General features: G+C 33.9%; 14 protein-coding genes. 7 read left to right on the forward strand and 7 right to left on the reverse strand.

Annotated features, from left to right (window positions below):
- Positions 1 to 27: 27 nt before the first annotated feature.
- Positions 28 to 1578 (forward strand): choice-of-anchor I family protein, encoded by a 1551-nt coding sequence (locus ACQ654_RS18325; protein ID WP_430411794.1) that lies wholly within the window; start codon positions 28 to 30, stop codon positions 1576 to 1578.
- Between the two features lie 183 nt (positions 1579 to 1761).
- Complete coding sequence (locus ACQ654_RS18330) at positions 1762 to 2046, forward strand: hypothetical protein (RefSeq protein WP_430411795.1); 285 nt, start codon at positions 1762 to 1764, stop codon at positions 2044 to 2046.
- An 80-nt stretch (positions 2047 to 2126) separates the two neighbouring features.
- Here ACQ654_RS18330 and ACQ654_RS18335 read toward each other — a convergent pair whose 3' ends face one another.
- Together ACQ654_RS18335 and ACQ654_RS18340 are read right to left on the reverse strand one after the other, a co-directional pair.
- Positions 2127 to 2351 carry a hypothetical protein gene (locus tag ACQ654_RS18335; RefSeq protein ID WP_430411796.1) on the reverse strand — a complete coding sequence of 75 codons (225 nt, stop codon included), beginning with the start codon at positions 2349 to 2351 and terminating at the stop codon, positions 2127 to 2129.
- A 104-nt stretch (positions 2352 to 2455) separates the two neighbouring features.
- Positions 2456 to 4144: a helix-turn-helix domain-containing protein gene (locus ACQ654_RS18340; protein WP_430411797.1), complete on the reverse strand. Its 1689-nt coding sequence runs from the start codon at positions 4142 to 4144 to the stop codon at positions 2456 to 2458.
- A 300-nt stretch (positions 4145 to 4444) separates the two neighbouring features.
- On the opposite strand from ACQ654_RS18340, the gene ACQ654_RS18345 reads away from it, so the two are divergent.
- The 5 genes from ACQ654_RS18345 to ACQ654_RS18365 all read left to right on the forward strand — a co-directional run bounded on the left by ACQ654_RS18345 (position 4445) and on the right by ACQ654_RS18365 (position 11575).
- Positions 4445 to 7213: an outer membrane beta-barrel protein gene (locus ACQ654_RS18345; RefSeq protein ID WP_430411798.1), complete on the forward strand. Its 2769-nt coding sequence runs from the start codon at positions 4445 to 4447 to the stop codon at positions 7211 to 7213.
- A 129-nt stretch (positions 7214 to 7342) separates the two neighbouring features.
- Entirely contained in the window at positions 7343 to 7915 is a 573-nt protein-coding gene (locus ACQ654_RS18350) for a hypothetical protein (RefSeq protein WP_430411799.1), read from the forward strand.
- Positions 7916 to 8089 (forward strand): hypothetical protein, encoded by a 174-nt coding sequence (locus ACQ654_RS18355; RefSeq protein ID WP_430411800.1) that lies wholly within the window; start codon positions 7916 to 7918, stop codon positions 8087 to 8089.
- Between the two features lie 59 nt (positions 8090 to 8148).
- Positions 8149 to 9060, forward strand: a complete 912-nt coding sequence (locus tag ACQ654_RS18360) for a hypothetical protein (protein ID WP_430411801.1) — start codon at positions 8149 to 8151, stop codon at positions 9058 to 9060.
- An 88-nt stretch (positions 9061 to 9148) separates the two neighbouring features.
- The gene (locus ACQ654_RS18365) at positions 9149 to 11575 is read left to right on the forward strand and encodes a T9SS type B sorting domain-containing protein (RefSeq protein WP_430411802.1); all 2427 of its coding nucleotides are present in this window, start codon (positions 9149 to 9151) and stop codon (positions 11573 to 11575) included.
- Positions 11576 to 11734: 159 nt separating this feature from the next.
- Here ACQ654_RS18365 and ACQ654_RS18370 read toward each other — a convergent pair whose 3' ends face one another.
- The 5 genes from ACQ654_RS18370 to ACQ654_RS18390 are packed head-to-tail and all read right to left on the reverse strand — an operon-like array spanning position 11735 to position 14974.
- Positions 11735 to 12571, reverse strand: a complete 837-nt coding sequence (locus tag ACQ654_RS18370; protein ID WP_430411803.1) for a TPM domain-containing protein — start codon at positions 12569 to 12571, stop codon at positions 11735 to 11737.
- Positions 12571 to 13011, reverse strand: coding sequence for a TPM domain-containing protein (locus ACQ654_RS18375; protein ID WP_430411804.1), 441 nt, complete (start codon positions 13009 to 13011; stop codon positions 12571 to 12573). Before ACQ654_RS18375 ends, ACQ654_RS18370 begins: the two co-directional genes overlap by 1 nt.
- A 20-nt stretch (positions 13012 to 13031) precedes the next feature.
- Positions 13032 to 13622 carry a LemA family protein gene (locus tag ACQ654_RS18380; RefSeq protein WP_430411805.1) on the reverse strand — a complete coding sequence of 197 codons (591 nt, stop codon included), beginning with the start codon at positions 13620 to 13622 and terminating at the stop codon, positions 13032 to 13034.
- Between the two features lie 48 nt (positions 13623 to 13670).
- Entirely contained in the window at positions 13671 to 14000 is a 330-nt protein-coding gene (locus ACQ654_RS18385; RefSeq protein WP_430411806.1) for a MerR family transcriptional regulator, read from the reverse strand.
- Positions 14000 to 14974 (reverse strand): M23 family metallopeptidase, encoded by a 975-nt coding sequence (locus ACQ654_RS18390; protein ID WP_430411807.1) that lies wholly within the window; start codon positions 14972 to 14974, stop codon positions 14000 to 14002. Before ACQ654_RS18390 ends, ACQ654_RS18385 begins: the two co-directional genes overlap by 1 nt.
- Positions 14975 to 15140 lie beyond the last annotated feature (166 nt).

Raw genomic sequence — 15140 nt, forward strand, 5'->3', positions numbered from 1 at the left:
TTGTTGAAATAAACATAAATCAACACAATGAAAATCTTAAAACAATCACTTCTTATAGCAATGGCACTTGTTGCTTTTCAAAGTTGTGAAAATGATGACGATGGTCAAAATGCAACAACTACTGTAGATACATCTGTAAACTTTCAATTCAAAAATACCATTACTATTGGTGGAGAAGGATCGGCAGAAATCTCTGCGTTTGATCCTGTAAGCAAAAAACTATTTACTGTAAACACAGAATCTAATCAAATAGCTATCTATGATATTACAGACATTACCTTACCAATTCAAAAAGCACCAATTGACGTAAGTGGTTTTGGCGCACCAAACAGTGTAGCTGTTCACAACGGAAAACTAGCAATAGCTATTGAAGCTTCCAACAAACAAGCGGCTGGTAAAATAGCGGTGTACAATACAGAAGATGTTTCTTTACTAAACGAATATACTGTTGGCGCTTTGCCCGATATGGTAACATTTACAAAAGACGGAAACTACATTCTATCGGCAAATGAAGGTGAACCAAATGACGACTATACAGTTGATCCAGATGGAACAATTAGCATCATTGATGTTGTAAATAATACTGTAACAACCTTAGACTTTGCTGCGTTCAATTCGCAAGAAGCAACCTTAGAAAATCAAGGATTTAGAGTATTTGGACCCAATGCAAACTTAGCGGCAGATGTTGAGCCAGAATATATTACGGTTTCGGAAGATTCGCAATATGCGTGGGTTTCACTACAAGAAAACAATGGAATTGCTAAAATAAATCTACTTACAAAAACCATAGAAGCTATCTATCCATTAGGGTTTAAAGATTACAGCATTTCGGGAAACGCTATCGATGCGAGTGATAAAGATGATGTAAACGAATTAAAAAACTGGCCTGTATACGGAATGTATCAACCAGATGCGATTACTGCTGTTAACATTAACGGAATAGAATATATCTTTTCGGCAAATGAAGGAGACGCACGAGAATACGAAGGAACACCAGGATATGTTGGAGAAGATCGTGTAAAAGATGTTACGCTGGATGCAACTGCTTTTCCTACTTCTGAAGACTATCAAGCGGATGCAAACATTGGTCGTTTAAAAATGGCACTAGATATAGGCGATACAGATAATGACGGTGATTATGATAAAATATACAACTACGGAGCACGCTCATTTAGTGTGTGGTCTGCTGATGGAAACTTACTTTACGATAGCGGAAACGAAATAGCAACACGTGTCTTAGCAGACACACCAAATCGTTTCAATTGGGATTGGGAAGACAATGAAACAGACAACAGAAGTGACGACAAAGGAGCAGAGCCAGAATCTGTAGAAATCTTAAACATAGCAAACCAACGTTATATCTTATTTGTTGGTTTGGAGCGTAACAGTCAAGTTATGGTATATGATATAACAAATCCGGTTGCACCTCAGTTTCTACAGTTCTTACAACGTGATACAGATTACGCGCCAGAAGGTTTGTTGGCAATCAAAGCAGAAGATAGTCCAACAGGAAAAGCCTTGCTAATCATTTCATATGAAGATAGTGGAACAGTTTCTATCTATGAAAATGAAAACTAGCAAACTAGAACTACAAATCATAATAACATGAAACACAAAGATGTGCCCATTTATAAATGGGCATTTCTTTTTCTTTCAAAGCCTAGCTTTAATAATTAACTTCGTTTTGAATCATTCGTATTCAATTGCAGAAACTTTGACTGCAATCACTAAGTTCAAAGTAAAAACATAAAATCTATAACCATGAAAAAAAGAAATCTAAAAGCAAAACTTTTATTTACTAAAAGTACCGTGTCAAATTTTAAAGCGACACAACTAAAAGGAGGAACTGGAGACACCAGAGAAGTTACGTGCGATACTTCACAAGTATTTGTATGTTTAAGTGTGGCAAATTGCCCAACTGCAGGTTGTACAGTAAATTGTACGGCAGGTTGTCCTACAAACAATAACTGTCCAACAGATGTTAGTTGTCAACCATCATGTTTTAATGGAATGTGCAATCCAAGTAATCAAGTAGCGGTTTGCTAAAAGAAGAATAGAAAAATTATAATTCCATTGTCATTTTACATATTCTAATGGCAATGGAATTATCTCCAAAGATGAAAACATTATGGATGCGTAGGCGGATCTACCATACATTTCCAAGGTTCTGCACTACAATCATCAGGATAATTTACAGTATGTCTACAGCCTTGTTGTTGTGTTTGTGGACATTGCTCTGAAGGTTGCTGGTTTGTTTCATCGTCTAAAGAATTTCCACCTGTTCCACCAACTACTTTTTGAACAGTTAAGTTAGAAACCAAACGTTTTTTTAACACTAATTTTTTTCTCATTGTATCAAATTTTAAATGTGTTCTCAAATGTAACGGTTAAAAAAGCGCTTTCTAAAAAAATACTAGTGCCCATTTATAAATGAACCACAAATAAGTTACGCTGATCATATTTCTGTTGCTAAATTTTTAATATAATACGAAGGATAAATTCCTGTACTCTTTTTAAATGCTCTCGAAAATGATTTTGCACTCTTAAAACCACAATCATTCGCTATAGAAACGATAGAATAGGCTCTAAATCGTTTCTCGTTTTTCAATCGTTTCAATGCATATGAGATACGTAAATTTACTAAATACTCTGTATAACTTTGTTTCTTATGTGTATTTATAACTTTAGAAAGATAGGTAGTATTTGTCGCTAATTCTTGTGCCAAAAATGACAACGTACAATCTGGGTTTACAAATAATGTACCTTGTTCAAAGTGTGCCAATGCTTTCAAAATAGTTTCAGTCTGCGCCTCTGAAACCTGTGTTGTTGCTGTGTTTTTAGGAATATCAATGCTAGTTTCTGGTTTTGATAACTTTGCTAATGTTTTCTCAAAATTTGCTCTGTTCAAGCGTTCTTTTCGTCTAAAAAACACAAAGCTGCATATCAAAATAACAACTAAAAGTAATGCCAAAATGATCCAAATATCTTTCGTATGTGAAGCTTGTTGTAATTCTTTTTGCAACTGTTTAGATTTCTCTCTCAGTTTTGGAACATCATATTTTGTGTCTAATGTATGTTGTAAAGCGGCTCTTTTAGAATAGGTTTTCGTTGTATAATCAATGGCAAGTTGTGCATACTGTAACGCTTTTTTCAAATCATTTTTCTGTTCGTAACTTTCAGACAAAAGCGCATACGTATTAGGAAAAACAAACAATTTGGTCGTGTCTGCCAAATGCACAACATTCTTTTTAAAATAAAAAATAGCCGAATCTGATTGTTGTTGCGCCAAAAACACCATTCCTTTGTAATGATATACAGATTTCAAACGTGCTGTCAAACCAATTTCAATTGCTGTGGTTTCCGCTTTCGCGAGATAGGCCAAAGCTTCATCATATGCTTCATTGGTAAAAGAGGCAATTCCTAACAAATTTCTCAAATACGCAATGTCTTTTTTATTCTTCTCTGCGAAAGCGAGTTTCAATCCTTTTTGACTGAAAAAAGTAGCAGAATCTAACAATTTTTTCTCACTAGGATGTAGCGAATATTTTTTTAAATACACATTGCTCAAACTCTTCAAAATAGAAACCTTTATAGCATACGGAATCGCGGTTTTATCATAGGTTTCAGTATACAAAGTACGATATTTTTGTATGGCAACTTCTTTATTATCAATTGTAAAATACAACGCAGCAATTTTGTGTTCTACTGTAATTCTCAACAATTCATCATTTGTATTTTTAGCAAGCTGTAATGCTTTCAAATAAAAATCCAATGCAGTATCATACGCTTTCTCTTTATAATAAAAAACGAACCCTTTTCGTTCGTATGCTTTTCCTAATAAAATTGAATTTTGCTGTGTTTGCAACAAAGAAATTGCGGTATCAACATGTAAAAATGCTTTCTTCGTAGTTCCAAAATACGTTTCATGTCTGCAAGCAAGCAAACGTGAAGTTACACGTTGTTCTAAAGATGTTGCTTTCAGAAGCATTTGATCTAAATACAGTTTGGCAGTTGTCGGATTCTCATTCTTATAAAAATCATACTGATGGTTTAACATTTCAAAAGAATATGTTGCCAAACTATCCGGTTGCATAGCATTTTCTTGCGCGTACAGGTGTAAAGAAAATAAAAGATACGTACTCATTAAAAGGACAAATTTGATCATAAGCTAACAGAAATTAAATCGTGTAAATGATAAGCAAAAGTAACCAATAAAGAGAACTGAATTAAAAAAGTATTTCAACGATATTGTGTGAACAATAATTTTAAAAATAAGAGAACACTACATAAAAAACTCACAAACAATCTAAAATGGCAACTTAATTTTAAAGCATTTCCATATTTTAAGATTTAAAAAATATTTTTAAGATTATTTTAATAATAAATCATCATTTTTTCTGTTTGTTTGTGTGACAAACCGAGGACCATCAATCAAAAACAAAAAATGAATAAACCAATTACCGTATTACTGATCATTTGTATCAGTTTATTTGCTACAAAACTTTCTGCACAAGAATTTGAAGTCAAAGGAAAAATTATTGACAACACCACAAAAACACCTTTAGAATCTGCTACAGTATACTTGGAATCTATCAAAGATACAACGCTTATTACATACACAATTAGTGATAAAAATGGAGTATTTGAGTTGGCAACACGTACCAAACTAAAAGAAGTAAACCTATTTGTAACGTTTAACGGATTTCAGACATACAAGAAAAAAATTAGCTTAAACAAATCTGTACTTCAATTGCCAGCCATAAATATGGAACCTGCTTCTAATGAGTTAGATGCTGTGCAATTAGTAGCCATTCGTGCGCCAATTACAGTAAAAAAAGATACGCTAGAATTTAATGCCGATTCTTTCAAAGCCAGGCCAGATGCTACAGTTGAAGACTTAATAAAAAAGTTGCCAGGTGTTGAAATAGATAGCGAAGGTAAAATAACGGTAAACGGACAAGAAGTCAATAAAATTTTGGTCAACGGGAAACCATTTTTTGGAAACGATCCAAACATTGCTATCAAGAATTTGACAAAAGAAATTGTTGATAAAATTCAAGTAACTTCTACTAAAAGTGAATCGGAAGAATTCACTGGAAAAAAAGGAACTTCGGAAGAAAAAACCATCAATATAGAACTGAAAGAAGATCAAAATAAAGGATTCTTTGGGCGAGCCACAGTAAGCGGCGGAACAGACGAACGTTATGCCGTGAGTGGAATTGGAAACTATTTCAACGATAAACAGCGAATTAGCGTATTGGCAAGTAAAAACAATATTAACAGTTCCGGATTTAGTTTTGACGAAATATATGATATGATGGGAAATACTGGCGGAGGCGTTTCCTGGAGCGGTAACGGTTCGTTTTCTGTTGGAGGATTAAATTTTGGTGGCGGACAAGGAATTACAACATCTTCAAATGCAGGAATCAGTTTTGTAGACGAATATGAAGACAAAACAGAAATTATTGCAGATTACTTTTTCTCGCGTGCCGATTCTGAAAATGAAAGTAGAGTGGAACGTGAAAATATTTTACCCGACGGAAGTTTCTTTACTAATTCCACAAGTACATCTACAAATTTAAATGACAGTCATAGAGCTACTGCCGAATTGCAATTTGAAATCGATTCTACATTTAAAGTAGTCGTAGCTCCAAGTTATAGATTTACAGAAGGAGATAACTTTTCATCACGAAGTGAAGAATCGTTAGACGATGAAGGAACATTATTAAACCGTGGAGATTCTGAAAATAGAACAGAATCAGAACGCCGTAATTTTGGAAGTGATATTGATGTCATTAAAAAGTTTGGAAGTAAAGGTGCGTACCTAAGTATGAATTTGACCAACACCATCATTAATAATACTTCTGATAACTTCTTAAATACAACGAACGAAATATTTGGAGCAACACCATCTACTGAAACAAGAGATCAATTGACAGATATTGATGCCAAAGAAAACAGCATTAGCGCAGATATTGAATATCGAATTCCGTTGAAAGAAAAACTATTTTTAGATTTAAATTATCGTTTTGCTAATAGAAGAGAACGAAATGACAAACAGGTTTTTGATTTTGACAATATTACAAATCAATATGACGATTTTAACGAAACGTTAAGTTCGGATTTAAAAGTAAACTTTCAAACACATTTGCCAAGAATTGGAGTCAATTACGAAAGTGAAAAACTATACTTGAGTTTCAATACAGGTTTGTTGTTTTCAGAATTGAAAAATGAAGAATTCATTCAAAATACTTCTGTAACATCTAACTTTACAGATGTCAACGTAAATACATACATGCGCTACCGTATTAAGCAAGGAATGAGTGTTTCTTTAAATTACAATACAAACACACAAGCACCAAGCGCGCAACAATTACAACCTGTTGCCAATGTGAGCAATCCGTTAAATATTACTGTTGGTAATCCAAACCTGAATCGTGAATTCAATCATCGTTTATATGCGAATTTCAATAATTACGATTTCAAAAGTAAAAGTGGATTTTTTGTATGGCTTTCAGCAACATTTACCAATGATAAAATTGTTCCGCTTTCTATCACAGATGAAAACAGAATTAGAACGACAACTTATACAAATGTCGATGGTGTAATTAGAACTAATGGCGGTGTTTCATACAGTAAAACCATCAAACGCGATAGTTCATCTGTTCGTTTCCGAGTTGGATTATACAATAATTACAACAAAGAATTCAACTTTAGTAATGGTGTGAAATTTTCAACCAAACGAAATGCATTAACACCAAGTGTACGAATGACGTATAATTACAGAGAAGTATTAGAAATAGAACCAAACTATTCAGTTTCGCTCAATTCAACTCAATATAGTTTAGATAACTTAAACAATGAAACATTCCAAAACCATAATGTTGGATTAAGAACAACTACTTTTTGGCCAAAAAATATTGTCTTCGGAAATGATTTACGATATACATATCAAAGTAATGTAGCACCAGGATTTAAGCGAGGTGCGCTATTTTGGAACATGAGTTTAGGTGTGAAAATTTTAAAAGACAAAGGAACCATAAAACTAACGGCGTACGATTTATTAGATCAAAACATCAACACACGTAGATCGGTAACAGCTGACTTTATTCAAGATTCACAAAGTACTGTATTACAACGCTACTTTATGTTAGGATTTACCTATAAAATTAATAAAGTTGGAGGAAAAAAAGGTGGTATGAAATTTATGTAAATCCATTTAAAAAGATATAACAAAGAGCTTTTGAAGATATTCAAGAGCTTTTTTTATGGAATAGAGTTTGTATATTAGTCAAGTAATGTAACCAAATTAAAATCACATTCGTCTAACAAAAAAATAGCAATGAAAAAATTACTAAAATCATATATATATGTCTTAATCTTACTTGTTTCTTGTATAAGTTTTGGACAAAACAAGAATTATAAATTAGAAACTACATACATGAATTGCATGTATGGAATATTTGAAGATGATGGTGTAAAACTTAAAGAACTTATTAAAAAAGCAGAGCAAAAACTTATTGAAGCAAAGCTATTAAAAGATACAAGTGGTAAAAGTTACATAGCTCTTTACAAGAATATTGAAAAAGCAATTAATGGAGAAGCTTTAAATTTAGGAATCAGCAATCATGTTATTGAAGGAATGAACAACAACAAAAAGATAAAAGAATATATGGGCTGTATGCAAGGAATAATGCAGTCTAAAAACTATGAAGGTTCAAAACTAAATCAATTTATAAAACTATCTTCTTCTGGAAGCAATAATACAAAAGTAACGGCTTTAGCAACCAAATTATTGACGGTTTTTGAAGCAAAAGATTTTGATCATGATTTCTACAAATATCTTACATTTTCTCTCATAGATAAATTCAATTCAAATATAAATTCATCAAAAGGTGAAAAAGAAAAACCATAGTTGTTAAATGAGAAAAAAATTCTTTATTTCTTTGGAAAACAACGCTATGAAAATGCAGCTTCCCAACAAAAAGAATTCGTATTAGTAAAAGATGCAGGACATTTTGATGTATACACAAAGGGCGGAAAAGACTATGGGAATAAATTGCTAAATTTTATAAATACGCAATTGTAGTAAAACCAATACTTCAAAATCAACTATTAACTTTGTATCTTTAAAAAAACAAATTGCACATGAAATTACGACACGTATTATATATCATTCCTATTATTCTTAACTCAATTTCTATTGCAACTGCTCAGTCAAACACCATTAACTTTGAAGATGAATACATGAAGTGTTACGATGACAATTTCACTGACAATGGAAAAGCACTGCGCGGATTTATACAGCAATCAGAAAAAGTGCTTTCAGATGCTAACATATTTAAAGGAATAAGTGGCAAAAGCTATCAATACTTTCTAAACAATAGTGGAAGATACACACGTATAAAATATGCCAAATTAGGATTTGTAAGTTTTATGTTAGGACAATTAGGTGAAGGCAATTTTGACATAAAAAAATTCAAAGCATGTACGGAAAACTTGAAAAAAAATGAAGCTTACAAAAGCTCGAAAATGTATCGTGTTGAAGAAATTTTAAAACAAATAGAAACTGCCGGAAATGTTCAAGATATTACAACTCAAATAGCAAAAGAATTAACACTTGTAGATTTAGAAAGCACATGCTACAGACTGCAAATTCTGAACTTTTTAGAACTTCACGGAAGCAAAAATTTAAAAAAGCCAAATGAAAATATAATGCTAAGCGAAACGGAACTAAAAGATGCATTGAAAATTCATATCAAAGCACAAGATGAAATTATCATACAAGACAAAATGGTTTCGTTTGGAGAATTACTTCAAGAAGTAAAAACATATGTGAAAAAAAATATGTCAAACACAATAATCGCTTTAAAGGTTGAAGAAAATATTTCAAAACAATTTATCACCGCCATAAAAAATCAAATAGGAACGGTTATCAATACATTTCGAGATGAACTTGCAATGAAAAAATACCAACGTTCATTTAATGAATTATCAAAAAATGAGCAAGAAGAAATTCAAAAAACCTACCCAGAAAAGATCGTGCAAACAAATTTTTGACAACTACAACGTTATAGTTGTTAAAATCAATTAGAGAGTTAGTGTACACCAAAAAAAGTACTTACTTTTAAAGGTACACAGTTTAATTATGCGCGCTTTTTCTCGATCAATACGACTCACATGTTTGATGCTATTAGCTTCCATAATCGCGTATGCGCAAAACACACCACCAACAATTACAACACAAGGCAATCAACAATATTGCGGTGATATGCCAATGAATATTGCAACAAGTGTATCCATTACCGATCCTGATCCTACGGACACAACATTGCCTGTTGTATACATTCAAATCTCAGAAGGATATGTCGATGGGCAAGATCAATTGTCGCTCACAGGAACGCATCCAAACATCACCGCTTTTTGGACGCCAGCTTTAGGACGATTGGCATTGGTTGGGCCTGCAACATTTGCAGAATATGAAGCCGCAATTGCAGCTGTTGTGTTCGAAACAACGCAAACAATATTCACAGAAGATAAATTTTTTTCCATCAATCTCGGAGATGCTAACTACTTACCATCTACAGGACATTACTATTTCTATGTACAAAACATAGGAATTTCATGGACGCAAGCACGCGATTTAGCGGCTACACAAACCTATTTTGGATTGCAAGGATATTTAGCAACACTAACAACAGAAGAAGAAGCCGAATTAGCAGGTTCGCAAAGTTCTGGAACAGGTTGGATTGGTGCTTCAGACGTAGATCAAGAAGGAACATGGGAATGGGTTACAGGACCAGAAGCTGGAACTGTATTTTGGATTGGAGAAGTCAACGGAACTCCACAAAATGGTGCATATACCTTTTGGAATTCTGGCGAACCGAACAACTTCGGAGAAGAACATTATGCGCACATTACTGATCCAAGTATCGGATTACTAGGTTCTTGGAACGATTTGCCAAATGTAGGTTCCACAGATCCAAACAATCCGTATCATCCGCAAGGATACATTATTGAATATGGAGGAATGCCTGGCGAACCAATGATTAACTTATCGGCAAGCACACAAATTGAAACACCAAAATCAACCATAACCGAAGGCGAAAGTTGTGATGAAGACACCATTATTTTAAGTGTTGATACAAATGCAGACAGTGTTTTATGGTTTGATTCAGAAACGGCAACTACGCCAATTCACAACGGAACAAATTATACGGTTACTGTCTCAGAAACTACTACTTTTTGGGTATTACCTGCATTTTCAGGATGTACAAGTGGCGCAAGAAGTCCAATAACGGCAACAATTTTCGGATTGCCAGAAACGGATGATATAGCCATTGTACAATGTGGTTCTACAAGCGGAACAACAGTATTCAATCTATTTGAATATTCACAAGAAGTTGCAGGAGGAATTTTAGCAGATCGTCAAGTTCGCTATTATGAAGATAGTGCACTTACGCAAGAAATAACAACAAACGCGTACACAAATCTATCAAACCCGCAAACGGTATATGCTACAGTAACAGATTTAATTTCGGGTTGTGTAAACACAGCAGTAGTAAGACTAGAAGTAAGTTCGAATGCTGTAAACAATGCAAATTTAAATGCTTGCGATTCTGAAGAAGAAGTCGGATTGGCGCCATTTGATCTAACTGTAGCTGATGTGCAAATTTTAGACGGTTTGCCTACAGGAACAACAGTTATCTATTATGAAACGCTTCAAGATGCATTATTACTAATGAATCCGTTAGGAACAAGTTTTACCAATACAGAAGCGTATTCACAAACAATATATGCACGTGTATCACGCAATGGTGAATGTTATGGAATTGGAGAAGTTATGCTAAATGTAATCAACTTGCCAAATATTCCAACTTCGGAAACAGAATACTATTGTGTAAATTTTACACCACAACTAATAACACTTCAAAGTGGTATAACAAGCAACTTTAATGAGTATACTTTTCTTTGGTCTACAGGAGAAACTACGCCTGAAATTCAAGTCAATTTATTAGGAAATTATACAGTAGAAGTTACTCGTATTGGCGGTTGTTCTAAAACAAATACAATTACGGTGCAACCTTCAAACATTGCAACAATAAATGCTATTGAAGTTGATGATATTTCGGATAACAATATCGTAACGGTATTAGTTTCTGGAGAAGGCGATTATGAATTTGCGTTAGACAATCCGAACGGAATCTATCAAGAATTAAACATATTTGAAAATGTTGGTGTAGGTTTTCATACGGTATACGTAAAAGATGTAAGAAATAATTGCGGAATTGTCAATGAAGATATTGCTGTCATTGGTTACCCAAGATTTTTCACACCAAATAACGATGGTGTAAATGATACATGGCAAATAAGAGGAATATCAGCCGCATTTCAATCAAAAACACAAGTCTACATTTACGATCGCTTTGGGAAACTACTCAGAATCTTAATCAACTCAGAAGACGCTTGGAACGGAACAAACAAAGGTGCAAAAATGCCATCAAGTGATTATTGGTTTTCTGTCAAACTAGAAGATGGAAGAACTTTCACAGGGCATTTTACTCTAAAAAGATAGGTTTTTAGAATTCAGTATTGAGATATGAGAAGTGAGAAATGATGAAAATCTTTTCACAAGTATTTCAATTTGGAACGTCCAACAATCTAAAAGCAAAGCAAAGCAAAGCAAATCTAAAATCGAAGTGAAGTCAAATACGGTTGGCTGAGTCTGTCGAAGCTACCAACTTCCTCCAGCACCGCCACCACTAAATCCACCGCCGCCGAAACCGCCGCCTCCAAAGCTTCCACCGCCGCCAAATCCGCCGCCGCTACTTCCAGAGCTGGAACCAGAACCAAATCCACCGCGACCCATATTACTCAAAATAATTATATCAAGTAAATCACTTCCCGTACTTCGTCGTCCACCACCATGGTTTCCGCCGCCGCCATTTCGTTTGTTGTTGGCTAAAATAGAGATCAGAACGATAAAAAAGATAATCAGAAAAATAATAACAGCACCAGGAATTTCTGAGCTATTTCCATTGCGTTTTTTATTGTTTTTAAACTCACCACTAAGCACTTCAATAATAGCATCAACTCCAGCGTTTAATCCGCCAGGATAATCACCACGTTTAAAGTATGGAATAATTCTATTGCGAACAATTTGTCCAGTAATTCCTGCGGTTAATTCGTTTTCGGCGCCATATCCTGGAGAAATCCATATTTTACGTTCCTCTTTTGCTAAAAGAATAATGACACCATTATCTTCTTTCTCCTGTCCAATTCCCCATTTATGCCCCCATTTTGGAGTTAACATACCAATACTTTCACCTTTGAGCGATTCAATAATAACAATCACAACTTGCGTGGAAGTACTATCAGCATAATTTGTGAGTTTAGATTCTAGAAAAGCTTTATTTGCACTTGGAAGTAACTTTGGGTAATCGTATACAAATTTTTGATCTTTATCATTGGGTTTGTCAGGAATTTTATATTGTGCATGTGCAATATTCAAGAAAAATATTCCTAAAATAAAAAAGATTGATTTCAAATATGTCTTAGAAATAGTGTGCATTAGCCTTTAGAGATTTCGTTTGATAGTTCGTCTTCATCTGTATCAACATCCCAAGGGAAATGCTTCTGTAATTCAAGTCCAGCCTGTAATACGCCTTCAATAAGTCCTTGTTTAAAATTTCCTTGCGAAAAGTGGCTGTGCATAATATCACGAGTTGCATCCCAAAAATTTGAAGGAACAACGTTGTTTATGCCTTTATCACCATAAATAACGAACGATTTATCATCTACAGCAACATAGATGAGCACACCATTTTGCAATCGTGTATTGTCCATCTTAAGCAAGTGAAATACTTCCAAAGCACGATCAAAATGATCCGCATCTGTGTGTTTTTCAATGTGTATTCTGATCTCGCCAGAAGTACTTCGCTCTGCTTTTCTGATGGCAGCTATGATTTCCTGCTCTTCTTGAACAGAAAGGAAATCTTCAACTTTAGACATATGTTGTTATAAGGTATATTTTATTGAAAATCAAAACTTGTGTCTGGAGCTTCTTCAGAACCTGGTTTTGCTTTAAAGCGTGCCATTTCACTAAATCCGAACATACCTGCAAACATATTGTTTGGGAATGTTTTTATGTTTTTATTGAAATCATTTGCGGCATCATTAAAACGATTTCTTGCGGTACGAACTGAGTTTTCAGTACTTGCGAGTTCGTCTTGTAATTTTAAGAAATTTTCGTTTGCTTTTAACTCAGGATACCGTTCTACGGTTACTAATAAGCGTGATAAAGCGCCTGATAGTCCTGATTGTGCTTGTTGAAATTTCGCCATATTTTCTGGCGTTAAATCATCTACATTAATTTGTGTTTTTGTTGCTTCTGATCGGGCTTTAATAACAGCTTCAAGTGTCGTACGCTCAAAATCTGCGGCACCTTTTACGGTTTTCACCAAACTTCCAATCAAATCACTTCTACGTTGGTATTCACTCTCTACATTAGACCAAGCCGTTTTTGCATCTTCATTTAGCACAACCATTCCATTGTACTTTGTGTATGCTAAAATTCCAATGATAGCAATTACGACTATGATAATTATTGTCTTTTTACTCATAATTATTCGGGATTATTTATTAGTATAGTATTGTATTTGGTTCAAACGTTACAGATTGTCCTTGATTTTTACAAGTTCAGCTCTAATATGTTGTAATTTACGAATAATATCAAAATTGGAAAGTGTTTTTTTCTTTTCCTCTTTTAAATGAACTTTTGCACCTTCAAGTGTGAAGCCGCGTTCTTTTACCAAGTGGTAGATAAGTTCTAAGTTTTTGATGTCTTGCGGCGTAAATTTTCGATTTCCTTTTGCATTCTTTTTAGGTTGAATTACATCAAATTCTTTTTCCCAAAAGCGAATCAAAGAAGTGTTTACGTCAAAAGCCTTGGCAACTTCGCCAATACTGTAGTATAATTTTTCTGGTAAATCAATGTGCATTAGTCGAGCGATTGATTTTGTTTAGCGGCGTTTAATAATAATTCTTCAAATTCTTTTGCAGATAAGTTTCCGTAATAGAAGTTAATTGGATTTATTTTATCACCATTTTTGCGAATTTCATAATGTAAATGCGGCGCTTGCGATCGTCCTGTGCTTCCCACAAAACCAATTAAATCACCACGTTTTACTTTTTTTCCTTTGCGCACATTGTATTTGCTCATATGTGCATACAATGATACATAACCATACCCGTGATCAATACGAATATGCTTTCCAAAACCAGAAGCCGAATTGTCTGCACGTATCACAACACCATCACCAGAAGCGTATATTGGTGTTCCTTTTGGCGCAGTAAAATCCATTCCCCAATGCATCTTTCTTGCTTTTGTAAACGGATCATTTCGGAATCCGTAACCAGAAGCCATACGTGTTAAATCTTCATTATTAACAGGTTGAATAGCTGGAATAGAGGAAAGAAATTCTTCTTTATCTTCTGCTAATTTTGCAATTTCATCTAACGATTTAGACTGCACTACCAATTGTTTTTGTAAAATCTCTAAACGCTTAGTAGTTTCAACAATTAAATCTGAATTTTCATAATTATACAAGGCTTCATATCTATTCACACCACCAAAACCAGCTTTTCGTTGTTCTTCTGGAATTGGATTCGCTTCAAAATATAATCTGTAAATATTATTATCTCTTTCTTCTATATTGGCAAGTACTGCTTCAGCGTGTGCAACTTTTTTATTTAGCAAATCATATTGGAATTTCATATTTGCCAATTCGCGCTGCAACACCTTTTCTTTCGGTGTCTCCAAAGCTGTATTAAAGATGATTGTTAAGAGTAAAAACGAACATAAAACAACCGATGTTATAAACAAAATGACATACCCAATTTTGCGTCCACGCTTGCTTTCAATCTTTCGATATGAGAGTGTTTCTGAATCGTAATAATATTTTACCTTACTCATTCCTTAAATTATACTATTTTTGCACAGATTATTCATGAAATAATTTTTCTGAATAATTTGTAAAACGAACAAATATAGCTATTGTTTTACAGTTTTGCAGTTTTTTAAAGTAGGTTAAGATAAATTTAAGAATGATTCACGAATTATCTTACACAGTAATTATAAG

Origin of the sequence: Kordia sp. (assembly GCF_965283645.1) — a bacterium.
GTDB lineage: Bacteria > Bacteroidota > Bacteroidia > Flavobacteriales > Flavobacteriaceae > Kordia.

Coding starts and splice junctions, on each gene's coding strand:
- ACQ654_RS18330 (WP_430411795.1), top strand. CDS start 1,762: ATGAAAAAAAGAAATCTAAAAGCAAAACTTTTATTTACTAAAAGTACC.
- ACQ654_RS18370 (WP_430411803.1), bottom strand. CDS start 12,571: ATGCACACTATTTCTAAGACATATTTGAAATCAATCTTTTTTATTTTA.
- ACQ654_RS18325 (WP_430411794.1), top strand. CDS start 28: ATGAAAATCTTAAAACAATCACTTCTTATAGCAATGGCACTTGTTGCT.
- ACQ654_RS18340 (WP_430411797.1), bottom strand. CDS start 4,144: ATGAGTACGTATCTTTTATTTTCTTTACACCTGTACGCGCAAGAAAAT.
- ACQ654_RS18360 (WP_430411801.1), top strand. CDS start 8,149: ATGAAATTACGACACGTATTATATATCATTCCTATTATTCTTAACTCA.
- ACQ654_RS18350 (WP_430411799.1), top strand. CDS start 7,343: ATGAAAAAATTACTAAAATCATATATATATGTCTTAATCTTACTTGTT.
- ACQ654_RS18390 (WP_430411807.1), bottom strand. CDS start 14,974: ATGAGTAAGGTAAAATATTATTACGATTCAGAAACACTCTCATATCGA.
- ACQ654_RS18385 (WP_430411806.1), bottom strand. CDS start 14,000: ATGCACATTGATTTACCAGAAAAATTATACTACAGTATTGGCGAAGTT.
- ACQ654_RS18380 (WP_430411805.1), bottom strand. CDS start 13,622: ATGAGTAAAAAGACAATAATTATCATAGTCGTAATTGCTATCATTGGA.
- ACQ654_RS18375 (WP_430411804.1), bottom strand. CDS start 13,011: ATGTCTAAAGTTGAAGATTTCCTTTCTGTTCAAGAAGAGCAGGAAATC.
- ACQ654_RS18345 (WP_430411798.1), top strand. CDS start 4,445: ATGAATAAACCAATTACCGTATTACTGATCATTTGTATCAGTTTATTT.
- ACQ654_RS18365 (WP_430411802.1), top strand. CDS start 9,149: ATGCGCGCTTTTTCTCGATCAATACGACTCACATGTTTGATGCTATTA.
- ACQ654_RS18335 (WP_430411796.1), bottom strand. CDS start 2,351: ATGAGAAAAAAATTAGTGTTAAAAAAACGTTTGGTTTCTAACTTAACT.